The following is an 18,848-nucleotide window of genomic DNA, read 5'->3' as shown; positions in this document are numbered from 1 at the left end:
AAACAACCTTTAGCTTAGATCTTAAAAGAAATATACAAACAACTGCCAGAAGAAGGGTTCACCTCAAATTTTTCTTGAACAAGTACATACCCTGGTAGGCCTGGATGTCTGCGACATATCGCCTGAAGAAGTTGGCTTTTCAATTATGGCCGAAATCCAAATGATTAGTAATGTCGATACCGGAACCCCCCCCAAAGAACTGAAACAAAAAATACAACTAAATCAGTGCGTAATTTTTTAGGGTAACCCTAAAGTAACCAAAACCATAAATGGAGGAAAAAATGACAGTCATCGAAATACTTAAAGTATTGTCGGATACCAATCGTTTGCGAATTCTGAATTTACTTTATGTGCAGGAATTATGTGTTTGCGAACTGGAGTATTTATTAGGTATTTCGCAATCTAATTTGTCCAAACATCTGCGGTTAATGAGCGATGCCGGTTTTTTGGAAAGTCGTCGCGAGAATAAATTTGCCTATTACAAAATCAAAGACCTGCTTTTCGTCGAACATCCCTTTCTGACGGCAATTTTCGAAACAGAATTAGGTAAAGAAGATTTTCTGGTGGCTGAATTAAATAAGCTGGGTCAGTATCGAAACAGTGAATTAACCTGCCACAGTATCACTGCATTGATCGTGTAAATAATGAAATCGATGGGGAAGCAAAGTAAGTCGTTATAGACTTTCTAATCCCCTGTCATTTGGGAGAACAAGAATGAAGCGAGGCAAATATGGAACTGAAACGAATTTATATTGAACTCACAAATCGCTGTAATCTGAATTGTGAGATGTGTTTTCGGCATACCTGGGATACGGTTGAAGGTGATATGGATTTGGACCTGCTCAAATCGATCCGGGAACAGGTCAAAGAATTTCCCGCCCTGGCGGAGGTTTTTTTCGGCGGGATCGGGGAACCAACAGTTTACCCCCATTTTAAAGAAGCGGTCGAGTTATTTGAAGACTATAAACTGCTGATGACCAGTAACGGAATTATGACCGAAGAAATTGCTAAGGTATTATGTGAAAAATTCACAGAAGTCTATTTTTCAGCCGATCAGTATCATGAAGATACTCAAGGTGTAAAGGATCAACTGATCAAAACCTTTGAAACCATATCCAATTATCATAAACAAACCCATTCACCGACGCCGAAAGTGGGGGTTGCCTATGTACTGACTAAAAGCAATGCCGAGGCCTTATTTGACATCATGAATATGATGCGACATTACGGCTTTCACCGTTTATCGCTTTCTCACCTGCTGCCGATCAATGAAAAAGATGCTGACGATATTTTTTACAACCGCTATGAAAATCCAGAAGGCAAGGCTTATCTGGAGAGAATATTTACTTATCGTGACATAAAAATAAATATCCCCGATATGGAATTAAAAACCGAACGACGCTGTACCTTTATCGATAAGGGCTATATTTATATTGATACCCAGGGGGAAGTGATGTCCTGTTATCGGCTGGCAAACAGTTATGACGAATACGTCTTTGGTGATAAAAAAAGGGTCATCAAACATTCTTTTGGCAATATCAAAGAACGTTCCCTGAAAGAGATAATCGAAGGAAAAGACTATCAGAGTTTTTGGCATACGGTTTATAATAACCAGTACCCCTCCTGCATCGACTGTGATTTAAGAGGCGGCTGCAGTCTGGTGGAAGACACCAAGTACGATTGCTATTTCAACACCCCTTCCTGCGCCGATTGTCTATGGGTTCGAAATTTTGTCCGCTGTCCGTAACCATTCAGTATCGATTTTTAAAGAAAACACTGTGAAGCGGGACCTAATTCAGTTCACAGTGTTTTTTTTGTTTAATTGTTGACAATTAGATATCAATGTTTTAATATTAAATTAAGCATTTAATTAATTAGTGATTGGAGTGACGTGAATGAATGGAGTAATAATCATGGTAGTTGGCTTATTTCTACTTTCTATTATTTCTGGAATGTTAGGGTTGGGGGTTGCTTTCGCAGCGATTCCATTTCTAGGGTTATTTCTTCCTGATCTTGTCAATCAGGTTCAACCCTTGAGTTTACTACTGAATGGCGTGACCGCATTGTTTGCAGTATTCGGTTTTGCTAAAAGTGGTTTTGTGGATTGGAAAAAAGCGGTTTATCTGACCATTGTAGCTACTTTGGCTGCACCAGTTGGAGCTTGGCTTGTCCATTATGTTCCGCAGATTTATGTCTGGTTCTTATATTTTGGAGCCGTCTTTTTTTTGGCCTATCGACTCTTTAAACCAGTTAAACATACTAAGGGACAGCAGGAGAATTTTAAATTAGCGTTGATGCTGGCAATTCCGATTTCTGTTTTAGCCGGATTTCTGGGTGTTGGACCGGGATTCATTTTGATGCCGACCTTGATCCTTGTCGGATTTGAACCTAAAAAAGCGGCTGGGATTACCGCCTTTGCAGTGATTGCACCGTCTTTTTCTTCATTAATTCCGCATCTGTCAACTGCACAATGGGACTTAGCGCTGATGATACCGTTGTTGATCGCCGGAGCAGTTGGTTCATTCGCCGGGGCTCGAATTACTAGCTTGTTTATGCCCAGTGGTCGAATGAAACAAATGTTTGCCGTAATGATATTAGTTGTTACCTTTTATAAAATCTTTACTCTCTTTTCCTGATAAAGACGCTTAAAGAAGACCAGTGAGTAATATAGGCTGATAATGATCGCTACATATTGTCGCATTTGAACTACTGCATGTAGTTGTGATCAAGAAAAACACCTGCCATTTTGGGCAGGTATTTTTCTTGATGAACTATTTAAACTTAATGGATTTCATCTGTGTGACAAAATAATAATCTCCGGCTGAAGCAACCATTTCAGACCAGCTATTAAATTTACTGTTTGTGATGACCAAGGTGTCGAGTTCAACTTCGGGAATAGTCCGAAATTCGTCCTCTGTCGCCGCTGAAAAACCTCTGGAATTCAGGAACGATTCGAAATCATCAAAACTGGTGTATTTTTTTATAAAGGAACGGGTTAGATAGTTTTTAATAAGGCTAAATTCACCTTTTGATGAATTTTCATAGCTCTCACTAGATCTGTTTTTATTTTCTTTTAATAGCATAACAAGTACCTCCATGGAATTTTCAGCTTTTTGCTGTTGCTTTCATTATGACAAATTAATACGAATAAAGCAAGGTATCTTTTAAATGTAAAAGAAATAACTAAAACATCTCTCTTGTTGTCAACAATTGATTTTACTGACTATGAAACTTGACAAGCCAATAATTATAGCATATCATATGAATAAAGAGATATATGTAGAAGTCTTCATAAAAATAAAATTTTTAAAACCGATAAGAAAAAGGAGAAAAAATGAGTAAAGTAGAAATTTATGAGCCAGCAATGTGCTGCTCTACCGGCGTATGTGGACCAGGTGTCGACCAGGAACTATTAAGAGTGGCAACCTTTTTAAATGAACTCGAAGGCGAAGGGAGAAAAATTATCCGCTACAATCTTTCCAGCGATCCGATGGCCTTTGTTACCAATAAAGAAGTCAACGATATCATTGCTAACGAAGGAACAGAAGCTTTGCCAATCACGGTGGTGGATGGGGAAGTCAGACAGAAAGGTACCTACCCATCTAATGCCAATTTTGCAGAGTGGGCAGGCATGACCAGAGAAGATATTATTAAGATGGTTCAGAAATCACAAAATACATCATCAACTGGCGGCTGTTCATGTGGTGGCAGTGGTTGCTGCTAAGTTTTAATACAATTAGCTAAGCTGTCAGCTCGAATTTGATAGCTTGGGTCATGTGATTGAATTTGCATATTTTGTAATAAAAAAGACGTTTAGATGCGTCTTTTTTCTTTTTTTGCGTCTTAAGATGTAATAATGTCAAGTTGCGTGATTAACTTATCTTTAGAAAAAGAGCAGCTTTTTAAAGAAGCTTATCGGGTTCTAACGGTTGGCGTAATCTGATGTAGTGGCTACAGCTGAATAGCCAGCGGCTATCAAAAATGATCTTGCGATGGTAGCCAGATGCATCGCTGGTGCTGAGGATATCGTTACGATCAGGACAATGATGGAAAATACCGGCTTTCAGAATATCAAACTGGTCCCCAAAGATAACAGCAAAGAAATCTTAACAAACTGGTCGCCGGAAAAAAAGATTGACAATTATGTCACATCATTTATTATTGAAGGAAGCAAATAGAATTTTTAAAAATTAGATGTCCACAAAATAAAATGTGTTTGGCGGCTGCAAAATAACCAATACTGTTCTAAAATATTTTGTCGCAAAATGTAAGTTTCGTGACAAAATGACTAAAGTGTGGTAAACTATAATAAAATCTGCCGGTGCTTGTGCAAATACCATCTCAGCTTATGCCATCTTTTTTGCAGCTGTTACCAGCCAACCCCGGCAAAAATTTTAGGAGACTCTGATGACCATCCCAACCAATCTAACTGATAAAATTATTCCCAATAATGCACTGCTGGATGAATTCCTAAATTATGTTTTAACTATTAAAGGTTATTCTGAAAAGTCCGCCCAGGCTTACCGTTATGATCTGATTATTTTTTTTCGCTTCCTCAAACGCTATTTTGCGATGGTTCCCCAATCGCTGCCTTTTGATGCAATTCCCGTCGATGATATCGACATTGATGTCTTAAAATCGGTAAATCTGGGGATTCTCTATGCCTTTCTTTCCTACTCCAGTAAGGAACGGCAAAATGCAGATGCGGCCCGAAGCCGCAAGGTCTCTTCCTTACGTTCATTCTTTAATTATCTGTGCAATAAGCAAAAGTACTTTCTGCCCAACCCGGTGACTGAACTGGAAATGCCCAAACTCCCGGCCCGTCATGCCCGTTATCTGGAATGGGACGAAGCCGTGGATTTATTAAAAGGGATTACCGGTCGCCATAAAGAAAGGGACTTTGCCATTGTTACCCTGTTTCTCAATTGCGGGATGCGTCTTTCCGAGCTGACCCAAATAAAGATTTCCGACATCAAAAACGATGCCCTGCGCATCATTGGTAAGGGTAATAAAGAGCGTACCGTCTTTTTAAACCATGCCTGCTTAAAAGCCATCAATCGCTATCTGGCGGTGCGCCCAGAATCCAACTGCCCCTATCTCTTTCTCAGCCAGCAAAATGGCCCGATCAGCAATCGGGCGGTTCAGCACCTGGTCAAGAAACATCTGGCGAATTGCGGTCTCAATACCGATGAAATCAGTGTCCACAAACTCCGCCACACCGCTGCAACCCTGATGTTCCGTTATGGCAATGCCGATTTGCGCTCGGTTCAGGAAATTCTTGGTCATCAGAATGTTTCAACCACTCAGATCTATACCCATGTCAATGAAGAAATCCTCCGGGATACCCTTAACCAAAATCCGTTGGCACAGTTTGAAAGCGATGATTGACAACAATGGTAAAATTAAGAACTTACGTTTGCCTTTAATCTGGTGATATGCTATAATGAAGCATAACTATTTTGGAGGAAAACTCATGTACGAGGATTTAAACAGCAAACAATTAGATATCTTGAAATTTATAGAAACCCAAATGCGCGATAAACGTTATCCCCCATCAGTGCGGGAAATTTGTGCCGCTGTTAATCTGAAATCGACTTCCACCGCCCACACCTACCTGAAAAAGCTGGAAGAGCTGGGTTATATCAAGCGTGATTCAACCAAAACCCGGGCTATCGAGGTGTTGCGCCACGATCCCAATGAAACCATTTCCAGTCACTTTGATGAAAAAACAATTATCTCATTGCCAATTTTAGGCTGCGTCACTGCCGGTGCTCCAATTCTGGCAATTGAAAACATTACTGATATTTTCCCGCTGCCGCTCGATTTTACCGGATCCGATGACGCCTTTATTCTTATAGTCAAGGGGACTAGCATGATTGAAGCCGGGATTCTCGATGGTGATAAAATCATCGTCCGAAAGCAGGAGACGGCCCGAAATAATGACATTGTTGTAGCGCTTTTGCTTGAAGATAACGAAGCCACGGTCAAACGCATTTTTTACGACGAGCCCAATAAAATCCGGCTGCAACCGGAAAATAAAACCATGGATCCGATTTTCTGCAATGCCCAGGATATCAAAATTCTTGGCAAGGTAACCGGTCTGATCCGCAAATTTTAGAGCAATAAAAAAAGATGTGCAAACATCTTTTTTTTATTTTCCGTTAGTCCAGTTTCATTTTGTCTTCAATGCTTTTAAAGACATCTTTTTCGATATGATTTTTGTTGGCTTTGACCAATTCGATCTGGCTTTCAAACAACTGATTCTGGAGATCCAGGATTGTTTTGCGGCTGGTTTCACTTTCAATTTTTCCTTGTCGTAAGTGTTCCCGGTATTGGGCCAACAGATCATTTTTTTCATCCAGTTCTTTTTGCAATAAGTCTTTCTCTTCAGCCAGTGCTTGATATTTTGCCTGTTCTTCGGCCAGCAAATCGCTGAGTTTCTTGAGTTCAGCTTTAACTTGTTTCACCTCGCCGACTTCTTTGGCTTTTACTTCTTCACTGCTCCGAACTTCTTCCTCTGCGTTGAAAAGCCGCTCGGTAATATTCATACAGCCTAAAATCGCAATCCGAATATGGTTTGTGAAGGGATTCGCAGCCTTGACCCGTTCCAATTCGGTATTGACGTAGTCAGAAACGTGCTTAATATGCTCTTCGTTTCCCTTGGCCTTTAGATTAAATTCGGTATCGAGTATGCGTAATTCCATGATTGTTTGTTCAGGCATTTTTTCCTCCTGTGAAATAAATTTAGTTCTCAAAAGTGATAAAAAGGTTCTTCTTTGTTATATTCTATTATAGGTAATAAACAAGAAAATTACAATTGATTTATCAATTAATACTGCTCAATGACATCAGCCAGTTCTGTATTGCTTAAAATTCGGTAGTCAATCTGTTTTATCTCAAGATGCTTAAAACCAGCCCGTGATTCGCTATGGATAACCGGAATGGAATAAATCGCCTTCTGGTATTTTCTGGCGTAATCCAGGGTATAAATGGTACCGCTCCCCGGCGTAAAATTGGAAACAATCACAAACTGACTGGACGCACTCTGAAGACGATCCCTCTCTACGAACTTATATGGCAGAAGGGTTTCATGATGGGGGTATTCGGATACCAGACAGCCCCCCATGCCACAGATTTTATCTGCCAACTGCTGATTGGTGCTGGGATAAACCGGAGCTAAACCAGAAGGCAGAAAGGCCACCGTCTTCCCACCGGCATCCAGACAACCCTGGTGCCCATAAGAATCAGAACCGATCGCCAGGCCACTGACTACCACAAAATTGTTTTCGGCCAGTAACTTACCGGCTTGAAAAGCAAAATCTGCCCCCAAGGCGGAAGGTTGGCGGCTGCCAATCACTGCCGCCCGTTTGGAATGTGTTAAAATACTCAAGTCGCCCTGATAAAAAATCAACACCGGATGATCCGAAAATCTCAGACTATCCGGAAACGCTTCATCCCAATACGAGCAGCAAGAGATTCCCAGCTGACCGCATTGTTCGGCCAGCGTCTGGGCACAGTCCTCAGCAGCTGCGATTTCGGCCTTGCTGATCTGGCTGGAAATCATCCCAAAAGTCTGGCCGATTTCAACCAACTCCCGGAAACAAAGCTGCTGAGGGGCGGTGATCAACTCCAGCAAGCGGATCGTTTTCTGTCGACCGACCCCTTTTAATTGCTGAAGCCCGACAATATGTTCACAAATCAGATTCATGATCGTTTCAATACTTACTCACGGAGTTGGGCATCAAATGCCTGTTTCAATTCACCGAGAATCTGGTCGATAACCGGATTAATATCATTGTCAGTGAGGGTTCGTTCGTGATGACGGAAGTTTAAGGCATAGGCCAGACTCTTATAACCGGCCGGAATTTGAGCTCCGGTATAGACGTCAAACAACTCAATGCTTTCAAGGATTTCGCCGCTGTTTTTACGGATAATTGCCGCAATCGCTGCCGCCGGAATTTCAGCTTTGAGTAAAATAGCCAAATCGCGATTAGAAGCCGGGAATTTTGGCAGATCAGTAAATTTATTATCCAGGCTGGCACATTCAAAAAGTTCATCAAACGATAACTGACAAACATAACACCGTTTCGGCAGTTCATAATGCTTGACAACCATCGGATGAATCTCGCCGATTTCCCCGAGTTTGGTCCCATTGGCAAAAATTTCTGCTTTTCGTCCGGGATGAAGGAAGTCCGATCCGCCAGCAACAAACTCCGGATAGTAAATTCCAAAATGCTCAAGCAAGAGCTCAACAACCCCTTTTAATTCAAAATAATCCCCGCTGCCATAGGAACTGATGGCCAGTTTTTTGGCTTCAACCGGTAATTCTCCTGGCTTGGTGTTTTTGCGATAGGTATTGGACAATTCAAAAAAACAGCCCGCCGGGTTTTTACGATTATAGTTTAGTGAAATCACTTCCAGCTGATGGCCAATGAGGGTATGGCGCATGATGCTGTTTTCTTCCCCCAGCGGATTAATCAGCGGAATCAGGTTATCCGGAAGCTGTGTATTCAGTCCCTGAAGACGCTTTTCGCTGGTAAAGGAGGATGTCAGGGTTTCAAAATAGCCCTGACCCACCAGAATGTTTTTCAGGCTGTCTTCAAATTTCTGCACCGGGGTTTTACCGCCAACCATGGTTTCGCCGCCCATTATGGTACCAGGGATGCGATCATAGCCAAAAATCCTTACCACTTCCTCGGCCAGATCTTCTTTAAGTTCAATGTCCATCCGATAACTGGGCACTTCAACTTCCAAAACGGCATCGCTTATTTTGTTCACTGTAAAGAATAACCGGATCAGCATGCTTGAAACTTCCTCAACAGTCAAAGAAATCCCCACAAACGCATTAAACCAATTAACATCGAGGGCAACTTTTTTTAATGCAGCCACCTGAGGGTAAACATCAATTATCCCTTCGATAACATCACAGGCACCAATATCCAGTAGCAGCTGAGTGGCCCGCAGTGCTGCCACTGCGGCTAATTCCGGATCAACACCCTTCTCAAAGCGAGATGAGGCTTCGGTTCGCAGGCCCAGTTGTTTAGCCGTTAAGCGTACACTGCCTTTGTTAAAATTGGCCGATTCCAGGACAATCAGACTGGTTTTATCGGTAATTTCTGAATTTTCACCGCCCATGACCCCGGCAATGGCCACTGGGGCTTTGCCATTGGTGATCATCAGCATCGATTCATCTATTTCCCGCTCTTTATCATCTAAAGTGACAATTTTCTTATCTGCAGTGGTTGTAACCACAATTTCCTGGGATTTAAGACTGTGATAATCAAAAGCATGGAGCGGTTGGCCCAGCTCCAGCATCACGTAGTTGGTGACATCAACAATATTGTTGATCGGCCGCACCCCACTGTTTAGCAGCTTTTTCTGCATCCACAGCGGTGAGTCTTCGATTTTCTTGACTTTGAGCATCTTGGCAACATATCGGGGGCAGGCAGAATCTTCAATGCGTACGGCCAAATAGTCGGCGATTTCATTAGCACTTTCTGCGGTGGCGTCATAAACTGGTACTTCAGCCATTGGCAGATCCAGGGTTGCTGCCGCTTCCCGGGCGATCCCCACAATCGATTGGCAATCCGATCGGTTAGCCGTCAGTTCCACATCGATGATCACGTCATCAAGCCACAAAAGTTCCCGGGCATCCATTCCCAGCGGCGTATTTTCCGGCAGAATCAGAATCCCTTCCATGATTTCTTTAGAAAATAAATCGGTGTTCATTCCCAGTTCTTCAATCGAGCAGAACATCCCATAGGAAAGCAATCCCCGAAAATCATTGGTGCCGATTTTGGTACCATTGGCAATTACCGCACCATCAATGGCCACCGGAACAATGGCACCTTCAAAGACATTCTTGGCCGCAGTGACAATCACCCGTTGGTCAGTTCCCATATCCACGGTACAGACGGTCAGCTTATCCGCATTGGGATGGGCTTCAATTTTGGTAATTTGTCCGGTAAAGATATTAACCACATTTTCTGAAACAACCGTTAGGGTTTCCACCTTTGTCCCGGACATCGTCAGAGCCTCCCCAAAATCAAACGGTGCCATTTTTATATCAACAAATTCTTTTAACCAATTCAGTGAAACGAGCATAATTGGGTTCCTCCTATTTAAATTGCGCTAAAAAACGCAGATCATTTTCAAACAATAAACGCAGATCGTTGATGCCATACTTGATCATTGTGATCCGGTCAAGGCCCATGCCAAAGGCAAAGCCGCTGTATTCATCCGGGTCAATGCCACAGAAGCGCAAAACATTCGGGTGAACCATTCCGCAACCGAGAATTTCAATCCAGCCGGTGTTGCTGCAAACCTTACAGCCAACGCCGCCGCATTTAAAGCAGGTTACATCCATCTCAGCGCTGGGCTCGGTAAAATAGAACTGGTGGGGGCGGAACTTGGTTTTCGTCTGTTCACCAAAGAGTTTCTTGGCAAATAAATCAAGGGTTCCTTTAAGATCGCTCATGGTGATGCCTTTATCAATCACCAATCCCTCCATCTGATGGAAGACTGGAGAATGGGTAGCGTCGATTTCATCAAAGCGATAAACCCGACCCGGTGAAATAATCCGCAGGGGTGGTTGCTGTTCTTCCATAACCCGAACTTGAACCGGTGAAGTCTGAGTTCTCAGCACGATATCATCCTGATAGTAAAAAGTGTCCTGGAGGTCTCTGGCCGAATGATCCTGAGGCACATTCAAATAGTCAAAATTATATTTTGCCCATTCAATCTCCGGACCTTCGGCAATGGAGAAGCCCATTCCCAGAAAGATTTCTTTTAAATCATTGATAATCGTAGTTAACGGATGCAGGTTTCCCGCCTGATGTTTTTGTCCAGGCAGGGACACATCGATACGTTCTTCTTTGATCTGCGCTTCAATTTCCTGTTGTTCCAGTAACTGTTTTTGCGCCATGATGTTACTTTCAATTTCTTCCCGGATTTCATTGGCCAGCTTGCCAATGACCGGACGTTCCTCGTTGGAAAGCTTGCCCATTCCTTTTAGGGCAATGGTCAGTTCGCCTTTTTTACCCAGATACTTAATCCGGACATTATCCAGTGATTTCAGTTCGGTAACGGCACTTAGATCAGCTATACAGCGATCTCGTAATTGTTTGAGTTCTAGCTCCATTTCTTTCTCCTTATAAATAAAAAAATCGTCCTCTCAAAAGGACGAAATCATTCCGCGGTACCACCTTAAATTAATACATAATTGTATTCACTTAAAATTTTAACGCAATTAACGTTAGCTGCTATCAATCATCAAAATTGGTTGATGCGGTTCACAGCTAAAACTCCAGAGGGAACTTCAATAAATTTAAACACAAAATCTCTCAGCCTGGGATTTTTTCTCTGTAAAGTCTCATCTTTATTTACTCGCTCTATCATTGTAGATAAGTTATTTAATTATCTTTTACTTTGGTCTGGCATTCCTTAAAATCTCGAATCAGATCATACATGATTATACCTGCAGCCGTTGCCACATTCAGTGACTCCGCCTGACCCAAAATGGGAATTTTCAGTAACAGATCGCAGCATTCACTCATTTGCTTCGACATTCCCTGGGATTCATTCCCCATAACGATGGCAAATGAACCGTTGAGGGACTGGCGTTCCCATAAACAACTGCCACTTAAGGAAGTACCGATGATCGTTACCTGCTGCTCTTTTAACTGCTTGACCGTATCAAGCAGCGAAACGACCTGATAAATCGGCAAGTGAAAGACCGAACCCATCGAACCCCGTAGTACCTTCTCATTGTAAATATCCGCTGTTTTAGCAGACGTCACCACACAGTCAAAACCTGCTGCATCGGCAGTACGAATAATGGTACCAACATTGTAGGGATCCTGAACATCCTCCAGTAAAACCGTACGCTTGAAGGTTCCCGGTCGGCTATTAATTTTATGCAGTACCGCCATAATTCCTTCGGGTTTTTGTAAACCGGACAGGCTTGCCAGAATCGTCGGACTGACGATTGCAATGGCAACTTTATTGTTCTCCAAAGTAACCAGACGATCCCTGACAGATGCGCCATTAATCTCCAGCCAAGTGCTGGTAATAAAGATCTGCTTAAACTGCAATTGATTTTTAACTGCTTCCAGAAAAAGCTTGGTGCCTTCGATGGCAAAGGTACCTTCGGCGTCCCGAAAGGATTTACTGCTGAGTTTACGCAGATACTTCAGTTGCTCATTATTTTTTGATGTAATTTCTGGAAACATCGTTAATGGTCTTTTCGGGACAGTTTGTTAATCTCATTAATGGAGCGATTCTCACCCATCACAATCAGTTTATCTCCGGCATGAATCACATCACTGGCCAATGGCGAAGCATTTAAGACATCCAGACTCCGAATTGCAATTACATTTAAGCCATGTTTTTCCCGGAGGTTTAACTGTTCCAGGTTTTTTCCTTCCCAAATATGAAGGGACTCCACCTCAACGATGGAATGATTGGTATCCAGCTCCAAAATATCGATAAAATCGCCGGAAAACAGATTATGCGCAACCCGCTCACCCATGTCCCGCTCTGGAGAAAATACTTTTTTGACCCCTAATTTAAGTAGCACCTTTTCGTGCTGGGCATTGTTGGCTTTTCCATAAATTTCATTGATTCCCAGTTCCTGAGCATTGACAATACCCATAATACTGCTGTTAATGTCTGAGGTAATGGAAACCACCACCGCATCGACATTCTTTAAGCCAATCGATTTCAGTGCATTAATATCGGTCACATCCGCTTGCACCGCATAGGTTACCAAATTCGCAATGTTTTGAATTTTTTCTTCGTCATTATCGACGACAACAACATTACAGCCCAATTCGCTGAGGGTGATGGCCAGTGCTTCACCAAAACGCCCTAAACCAAGAACCGCAAACTGCTTTTCTTTCAATTAATACTCCTCCTCTAGCCAATCATAATGTTGCCTTCCGGCAATTTGAAATTTCCCACGTTTTCTCGGGCTCGCTTTTCACTGCGTGAAATCGCATAGGCTACCGTTAACGGACCCAGCCGGCCAACAAACATGGTCAAACTGATGGCTATTTTCCCCGCTGTTGATAAATGAGGGGTTAAACCGGTTGTTAAGCCAACCGTACCAAATGCTGAAAGAACTTCAAAAACCACCGTTTCAAAAGAAGCTTCAGGTTCAGTACATAATAACACAAAAATCATAAAGATGACAATACCCAATGCAATGACAATCACCGAAATGGACCGACGGATTGCCGGGCCCATGATGCTACGCTTAAAGGCCACCACATCTTTTCGACCATGAAGAACGGAGACAACCGTCATCATAATAATCGCAAAGGTGGTGGTTTTAACGCCGCCACCGGTGGACCCCGGTGAAGCTCCGATAAACATAAACAGCATAGTTAAAAACAATGATGGTGTTGTTAAAGCGGCAATGTCAATGGTATTATAACCAGCAGTTCTTGGTGTGATCGACTGGAAAGCGGCGGCCAGTAGTTTTTCGGGAAAAGAAAGCTTTCCCATCGTCATCGGATTATTGTATTCAAAAACAAAAAAAAGCACAAAACCAATAATCAAAAGAACACCGGTGACTGTCAGGGCCAGTTTGGCATGCATAGTCATTTTTTCAAATTTTCGAATGTTAATGATATCACTGGTAACGGCAAATCCCAGCCCCCCCAGAATAATCAGCCCGCCAATCACAAAATTGACAATAAAATTACCGACATATTTTGTCAGGCTGGAGTAATTCCCAAAAAGATCAAAGCCAGCATTACAAAAGGCAGAAATCGAATGAAAAAAGCTGTAGGCAGTGCCCCGCAAAAATCCATATTCCGGAATAAAAACCAGGGCCAACAATAATGCCCCAACTGTTTCAATGATCAGCGATGAAAAGAAAATGTACTTGGTGAATTTAACTACTCCGGAAAGTGAATCCATGTTCACTGAGGATTGAATCAGCAGACGATCCTTGATCGTAATCCGTTTTCCCGCCAGTACAAAAAACATTGTCGTCAATGACATGAAGCCCAGGCCACCGATCTGTATCAGTAAAATAATAACGACTTTCCCAAATACCGACCAAAAGGTGCCGGTGTCCACAACCACAAGCCCCGTTACGCATACTGCTGAGGTAGCCGTAAATAACGCATTAATAAAACCACCGCTGGTTCCTGATGCGCTGGCCATCGGCAAGGTCAACAAAATGGCTCCCAGTAGGATCACCAGTGCAAATCCATAAATCAGCATTTCTGCCGGGGAACGTTGTCCCGCAAATTTTTTAAAGTTCCAGCGTATTTTTTCTGCCATGATTCGATTCCTGCCTTAAATATTTAATAACCATACCTATTCTAACACGACACAATAAAAAAGCAAGAATAATATCCATAAAAAAAACTTCTCAAGCATGGATAATCCGTTGAGAAGTTTTTCATTACGATTAGTTCATGTTCTTCTTTGATACTTCAACTAAGTCTTTAAAAGCATTACTGTCATTCATTGCCAGATCTGCTAAGATTTTACGATCGATTTCAACACCTGCCTGTTTTAAACCAAACATGAATTTGCTGTAGCTTAAACCATGTATTCTGGCACCGGCATTGATTCGGGTGATCCATAATCTTCGGAAGTTTCGTTTCTTTTCTTTACGGCCAACATATGAAGATCTGAGTGCTCGCATAACGGCTTCATTCGCTGATCGATATAACTTACTTTTAGCACCATAATAGCCTTTTGCAAGTTTTAGTACTTTTTTATGTTTCTTTTTGGCATTAACGCCTTTTTTAATTCGCATTATCTATTTCCTCCTATCTTCAAATATTATCTTTTTACGATTTTGATCATTTTCATTACTACTTTAGCATCGCCAGGAGCTAAACCAGTTGCTTTTCTTAAATTTCTTTTTCGCTTGCTGCTCTTTTTGTTAAGAATATGACGTTTGAACGCTCTTGAACGTTTAATATAACCTGATTTTTTTATTTTAAAACGCTTTGCAGCACCACGGTGGGTTTTCATTTTTGGCATAACTATTTCCTCCTCCCTGTACAAGGTTTCATTTATAAAAAACTATATCTGAGAAACGAAAGTTTCACAATCAGATAGTCAATTAACAGTGTGAATTACTTATCTTTTTTGGGGGCTAAATACATAACCATGTTTCGGCCTTCAATTTTTGGTGCTTTTTCGACTACCGCCAGATCAGCAACCCGCTCAGCAAAATCCAGTAATACTTCTTTTCCCTGTTCGGTGTAAGCCATTTCACGGCCTCGGAAACGGATCGCCACCTTAACTCGACTGCCTTGCTCTAAAAACTTGATGCAATTTTTAATTTTAACATTAATATCATGCTCTTCAACTCGAACCGACATACGAATTTCTTTAATAACCACAGCTTTTTGATTTTTTTTGGCTTCTTTTAATCGTTGAATTTCTTCGTATCTAAACTTACCGTAGTCAAGAATCTTACAAACCGGCGGTTTTGCGTTTGGTGAAACTTTCACTAGATCCAAATTTTTTTCATCGGCTAATGCTTGAGCTTCTCTGGTATTCATAACACCAAGCATTTCTCCAGTTTCGTCAATTACACGGATTTCGCGATCACGGATCTCGTTATTAATTTCGTGTTGAACATCTTTGCTAATAGTAATATACCTCCATATAAAAAAATTGCAGGTAGAGTTACTCCACCTGCAAAAAAATACTTACGAACAATGATTATGCGTTCATTCATATTTACCTATTTCCCTGAGAAATGAGGTGAGAAGTGTGTGTTCCTCTACTTTGTTACTCAACTATTATATGCTTATTCAGATCGATTGTCAAGTTTTTTTTATGAAAGTAAAGCCCGGTCGTTGGCAAACTCTTCGCCACTGACCTGGCCAAAGCGTTTTAGTAGATCTTCAACTGTGAGACTCTGTTTTTCTTCACCACTGATATCTAAAATTACGTGGCCTTCATGCATCATAATCAAGCGATTCCCATGCTCAATGGCGTGGCGCATATTATGGGTGACCATCAGGGTGGTCAGATTCCCTTCGTGGACAAAACGGTCACTGAGTTTTAGAACCTTATCAGCCGTTTTGGGATCCAATGCCGCTGTATGTTCATCCAGCAATAGCAGTTTAGGTTTTTTCAGAGTTGCCATCAGTAGGGTCAAGGCCTGCCGCTGTCCACCAGAGAGCAGACCAACCTTAGCATGAAGACGATTCTCAAGCCCCAGATCCAGATGGCTCAGGTACTCTTTATAAATTTCACGTTCCTTATTGCTGATGCCCCAGCTAAGTGACCGGGTCTTACCGCGACGGTAGGCCAGGGCAAGGTTTTCTTCAATCCCCATATTACCGGCAGTACCCATCATCGGATCCTGAAAAACCCGGCCGATAACGGCAGAGCGTTTATGTTCAGGCAGCTTGGTAACATCTTGTCCGTCTATCAGAATCGAACCCTTGTCAACACCAAAGACTCCCGCCACACAGTTAAGAAAAGTCGACTTGCCAGCGCCGTTACCACCAATAACCGTGACAAAATCACCCTCGGCCAGGGATAGACTAAAATTGCGGAGGGCCACTTTTTCGTTGACCGTGCCAGCGTTAAATTTTTTTTCAATTTCATTGATTATTAGCATTTTAGAGATCGCCTCCATTCATCGATTTTTTAATGGGACGAAGATAGCTTTTAAAGACCGGCAGTGACAGCGCAATGGCCACAGTAATGGCGGTAAAGAGTTTTAAGTCGTTGGCTGGCATCCCCATTTTTAATACCAGGGCGATGATAATCCGATAGGTGATGGCACCAAGGACGAGTGAAATCAGGCAATTGAAAAAATTTCGGGTGCCAAAAATAACTTCGCCAATGATAACCGAGGCTAACCCGATAACAATGGAGCCAATCCCCATTTGGATGTCCGCAAAGCTCTGGCTCTGGGCTATTAACGAACCCGAAAGAGCAACCAATCCATTACTGATCACCAGGCCCAGAATAATCATATTATTGGTATTAATACCCTGAGCTCTGGCCATTTGCGGATTGTTCCCGGTAGCCCGGATGGCGCAACCGATTTCGGTTCCAAAAAACCAGTATAAAAGACCAACAATTGCCATCACACTGATAAATCCAAAAAGCATGACTGCATTGGTTGGGCTTAATCCCAGGTTCTCAAGCGGAGTAAAAACGGTGTCAATCCGCAGCAGCGACAGGTTGGCTTTGCCCATAATCCGGAGATTAACCGAATAAAGTGCAATCATCGTTAAAATACCGGCCAGCAAGGCGGGTATTTTAAGTTTGGTATGCAAAATCCCCGTGACCAGTCCGGCCAGCATCCCGCCGACAAAGGCCAAACAGGTTGCGATGAACGGATTCATCCCGTTAAAAATTGAAAAAGCTGCGATCGCAGCTCCCATGGCAATACTGCCTTCGACTGTTAAATCAGCAATATCGAGTATTCGGTAGGTGATATAAACGCCAATCGTCATGATCGCCCAGAGCAGGCCCAGCGATATTGCACCTAATAGTATCTCAAACATCATTCTGCCTCACTTCTTATCTATTGATTATGTTGATTAATAATTTTAGCAAGCAGCAATGTACTCATTACTGCTTGCTAAATCGTTTCTATTTAAGTTACTTATTTTGCGGTAATCACGTATTGCTGAAGATCCGCAGGAATCGTTAAGCCAATTTCCTGTGCGACGGCACCATTAATGGCATATTCAAACTTTGTTGCTGATTCAATCGGCATGGTTGCCGGTTCAGCTTCACCCTTTAGAATTTTAACAGCCATTAAACCAGTCTGGTAACCTAGATCTGAGTAGGAAATTCCCAAGGTCGCCAGTCCACCGGATTCCACCATTCCGGCTTCACCACAAATGACTGGAGTTTTTGACTGTGAAGTAATGCTTTGAACCTGAGGCATAGCTGAGGCGAAAACATTGTCAGTCGGAATGTAGATGGCATCGCATTGGCTGACGATCGATTGAGTTGCCTGTTGCACGTCATTGGAGTTAGTAACCGTTACTTCGACATATTTCAGGCCAAGTTTTTCAATGGCTTCTTTGGCAATTTTTGCCTGGATGACTGAATTATCTTCACTGGATGTATACAGGACACCAACAGTTTTAGCGGTGGGTACCAGTTTTACCAGCAGATCAATTTGTTCTTTAATCGGATTCATGTCGGTGGTACCACTGACATTTCCACCGGGTGCTTCGTTTGAAGACACCAGACGAGCCGCTTCATAATCAGTGATGGCCGTTCCCAGAATCGGGATTTCAGTCGTTTTACCAGCGATGGCCTGAGCTGCCGGTGTGGCAATGGCCAGAACCATATCAACCTTGTTGCTGACAAAACGATCACTGATGGTTGACAGATTACTTTGATCGCCCTGGGCATTTTGAACATCCAGGGTGATCTTATCCCCATCCGTATAACCATTGTCAGCCAGGGCAGTCACAAAGCCTTCCCGGGCTGCATCAAGGGCTACGTGGTCAACGTATTGAACAATCCCGATGGTGGCACTTTTGCTGTCATTTTTTGTCGCCGTGCTTGAACAGCCAGCGCCTAATGCGACCACAGCAGCAACAGCCAGCACAGCCATTAATTTTTTACCGTGTTTTTTCATTTTCATTTCCTCCATTTTCATTTTTATTCAATCAAACCTTTTCAGGCTGAATTGTTCGCTTTTTACACAAAAAAAATTCGTCTCTGTCTAACAGGGACGAACACAAATTCGCGGTACCACCTTGCCTTTGATGCGCATGCATCACACTCTGAAAGCAACCTAAAGTCACTTAACCACGGTAACGGTTGGTATCCGGCTCAGCCTACCGGGCAGTGCCTTTCGGTGAGCAGCTCTCAGGATGTATTCATAA

General features: G+C 42.5%; 21 protein-coding genes and 2 other annotated features (1 of these 23 cut by a window edge). Of the genes, 7 read left to right on the top strand and 14 right to left on the bottom strand.

Annotation, left to right across the window (positions count from 1 at the left end):
* Positions 1-281 precede the first annotated feature (281 nt).
* The 3 genes from B3F51_RS14435 to B3F51_RS14425 all read left to right on the top strand — a co-directional run bounded on the left by B3F51_RS14435 (position 282) and on the right by B3F51_RS14425 (position 2,636).
* The gene (locus tag B3F51_RS14435; protein WP_286947797.1) at positions 282-641 is read left to right on the top strand and encodes an ArsR/SmtB family transcription factor; all 360 of its coding nucleotides are present in this window, start codon (positions 282-284) and stop codon (positions 639-641) included.
* Positions 642-730: 89 nt separating this feature from the next.
* The gene (locus tag B3F51_RS14430) at positions 731-1,747 is read left to right on the top strand and encodes a radical SAM protein (protein WP_286947795.1); all 1,017 of its coding nucleotides are present in this window, start codon (positions 731-733) and stop codon (positions 1,745-1,747) included.
* Between the two features lie 148 nt (positions 1,748-1,895).
* The gene (locus B3F51_RS14425; protein ID WP_286947793.1) at positions 1,896-2,636 is read left to right on the top strand and encodes a sulfite exporter TauE/SafE family protein; all 741 of its coding nucleotides are present in this window, start codon (positions 1,896-1,898) and stop codon (positions 2,634-2,636) included.
* A 135-nt stretch (positions 2,637-2,771) separates the two neighbouring features.
* Here B3F51_RS14425 and B3F51_RS14420 read toward each other — a convergent pair whose 3' ends face one another.
* Positions 2,772-3,083 carry a hypothetical protein gene (locus B3F51_RS14420; RefSeq protein WP_286947791.1) on the bottom strand — a complete coding sequence of 104 codons (312 nt, stop codon included), beginning with the start codon at positions 3,081-3,083 and terminating at the stop codon, positions 2,772-2,774.
* 251 nt (positions 3,084-3,334) lie between these two features.
* Between B3F51_RS14420 and arsD the strand changes: the two genes are divergently transcribed.
* From arsD to lexA, 4 genes are all read left to right on the top strand, one after another.
* The gene (arsD, locus tag B3F51_RS14415) at positions 3,335-3,724 is read left to right on the top strand and encodes an arsenite efflux transporter metallochaperone ArsD (RefSeq protein ID WP_070371417.1); all 390 of its coding nucleotides are present in this window, start codon (positions 3,335-3,337) and stop codon (positions 3,722-3,724) included.
* Between the two features lie 268 nt (positions 3,725-3,992).
* Positions 3,993-4,178, top strand: a complete 186-nt coding sequence (locus B3F51_RS14410; RefSeq protein WP_286947790.1) for a hypothetical protein — start codon at positions 3,993-3,995, stop codon at positions 4,176-4,178.
* A 229-nt stretch (positions 4,179-4,407) separates the two neighbouring features.
* Complete coding sequence (locus tag B3F51_RS14405; RefSeq protein WP_286947788.1) at positions 4,408-5,388, top strand: tyrosine recombinase XerC; 981 nt, start codon at positions 4,408-4,410, stop codon at positions 5,386-5,388.
* 85 nt (positions 5,389-5,473) lie between these two features.
* A complete protein-coding gene (gene lexA, locus B3F51_RS14400) occupies positions 5,474-6,118 on the top strand; it encodes a transcriptional repressor LexA (protein ID WP_070371423.1) in 645 nt (214 codons plus the stop codon).
* A 43-nt stretch (positions 6,119-6,161) separates the two neighbouring features.
* Here the strand turns inward: lexA and zapA are convergent, their stop codons facing one another.
* The 13 genes from zapA to B3F51_RS14335 all read right to left on the bottom strand — a co-directional run bounded on the left by zapA (position 6,162) and on the right by B3F51_RS14335 (position 18,598).
* Positions 6,162-6,722: a cell division protein ZapA gene (zapA, locus tag B3F51_RS14395; RefSeq protein WP_242871614.1), complete on the bottom strand. Its 561-nt coding sequence runs from the start codon at positions 6,720-6,722 to the stop codon at positions 6,162-6,164.
* Positions 6,723-6,829: 107 nt separating this feature from the next.
* Entirely contained in the window at positions 6,830-7,708 is an 879-nt protein-coding gene (locus B3F51_RS14390) for a DNA-processing protein DprA (RefSeq protein WP_286947786.1), read from the bottom strand.
* Between the two features lie 14 nt (positions 7,709-7,722).
* Positions 7,723-10,104 carry a phenylalanine--tRNA ligase subunit beta gene (pheT, locus tag B3F51_RS14385; RefSeq protein ID WP_286947784.1) on the bottom strand — a complete coding sequence of 794 codons (2,382 nt, stop codon included), beginning with the start codon at positions 10,102-10,104 and terminating at the stop codon, positions 7,723-7,725.
* 13 nt (positions 10,105-10,117) lie between these two features.
* Complete coding sequence (pheS, locus tag B3F51_RS14380; RefSeq protein ID WP_070371426.1) at positions 10,118-11,140, bottom strand: phenylalanine--tRNA ligase subunit alpha; 1,023 nt, start codon at positions 11,138-11,140, stop codon at positions 10,118-10,120.
* A 34-nt stretch (positions 11,141-11,174) separates the two neighbouring features.
* Positions 11,175-11,406, bottom strand: a binding site (T-box leader).
* A 5-nt stretch (positions 11,407-11,411) separates the two neighbouring features.
* Complete coding sequence (locus tag B3F51_RS14375) at positions 11,412-12,230, bottom strand: TrmH family RNA methyltransferase (protein ID WP_250936001.1); 819 nt, start codon at positions 12,228-12,230, stop codon at positions 11,412-11,414.
* 2 nt (positions 12,231-12,232) lie between these two features.
* Complete coding sequence (locus B3F51_RS14370) at positions 12,233-12,901, bottom strand: potassium channel family protein (RefSeq protein WP_070371428.1); 669 nt, start codon at positions 12,899-12,901, stop codon at positions 12,233-12,235.
* Positions 12,902-12,915: 14 nt separating this feature from the next.
* The gene (locus B3F51_RS14365) at positions 12,916-14,292 is read right to left on the bottom strand and encodes a TrkH family potassium uptake protein (protein ID WP_148638226.1); all 1,377 of its coding nucleotides are present in this window, start codon (positions 14,290-14,292) and stop codon (positions 12,916-12,918) included.
* 130 nt (positions 14,293-14,422) lie between these two features.
* Complete coding sequence (gene rplT, locus B3F51_RS14360) at positions 14,423-14,776, bottom strand: 50S ribosomal protein L20 (protein ID WP_410171668.1); 354 nt, start codon at positions 14,774-14,776, stop codon at positions 14,423-14,425.
* Positions 14,777-14,802: 26 nt separating this feature from the next.
* The gene (gene rpmI, locus B3F51_RS14355; protein WP_070371431.1) at positions 14,803-15,006 is read right to left on the bottom strand and encodes a 50S ribosomal protein L35; all 204 of its coding nucleotides are present in this window, start codon (positions 15,004-15,006) and stop codon (positions 14,803-14,805) included.
* A gap of 95 nt (positions 15,007-15,101) precedes the next feature.
* Positions 15,102-15,629, bottom strand: coding sequence for a translation initiation factor IF-3 (gene infC / locus B3F51_RS14350; protein WP_084633632.1), 528 nt, complete (start codon positions 15,627-15,629; stop codon positions 15,102-15,104).
* A 182-nt stretch (positions 15,630-15,811) separates the two neighbouring features.
* Positions 15,812-16,606, bottom strand: a complete 795-nt coding sequence (locus B3F51_RS14345) for an ABC transporter ATP-binding protein (protein ID WP_070371433.1) — start codon at positions 16,604-16,606, stop codon at positions 15,812-15,814.
* Between the two features lies 1 nt (position 16,607).
* The gene (locus tag B3F51_RS14340; protein WP_338076091.1) at positions 16,608-17,507 is read right to left on the bottom strand and encodes an ABC transporter permease; all 900 of its coding nucleotides are present in this window, start codon (positions 17,505-17,507) and stop codon (positions 16,608-16,610) included.
* Between the two features lie 98 nt (positions 17,508-17,605).
* Positions 17,606-18,598: an ABC transporter substrate-binding protein gene (locus B3F51_RS14335; protein ID WP_187389306.1), complete on the bottom strand. Its 993-nt coding sequence runs from the start codon at positions 18,596-18,598 to the stop codon at positions 17,606-17,608.
* A gap of 89 nt (positions 18,599-18,687) precedes the next feature.
* Positions 18,688-18,848 (bottom strand) — a binding site (T-box leader) (it continues 82 nt past the right edge of the window).

This window comes from Acetobacterium sp. UBA5834 (genome assembly GCF_002435675.1).
GTDB lineage: Bacteria > Bacillota > Clostridia > Eubacteriales > Eubacteriaceae > Acetobacterium > Acetobacterium wieringae.
This window is presented reverse-complemented; position numbering and strand designations above follow the sequence as displayed.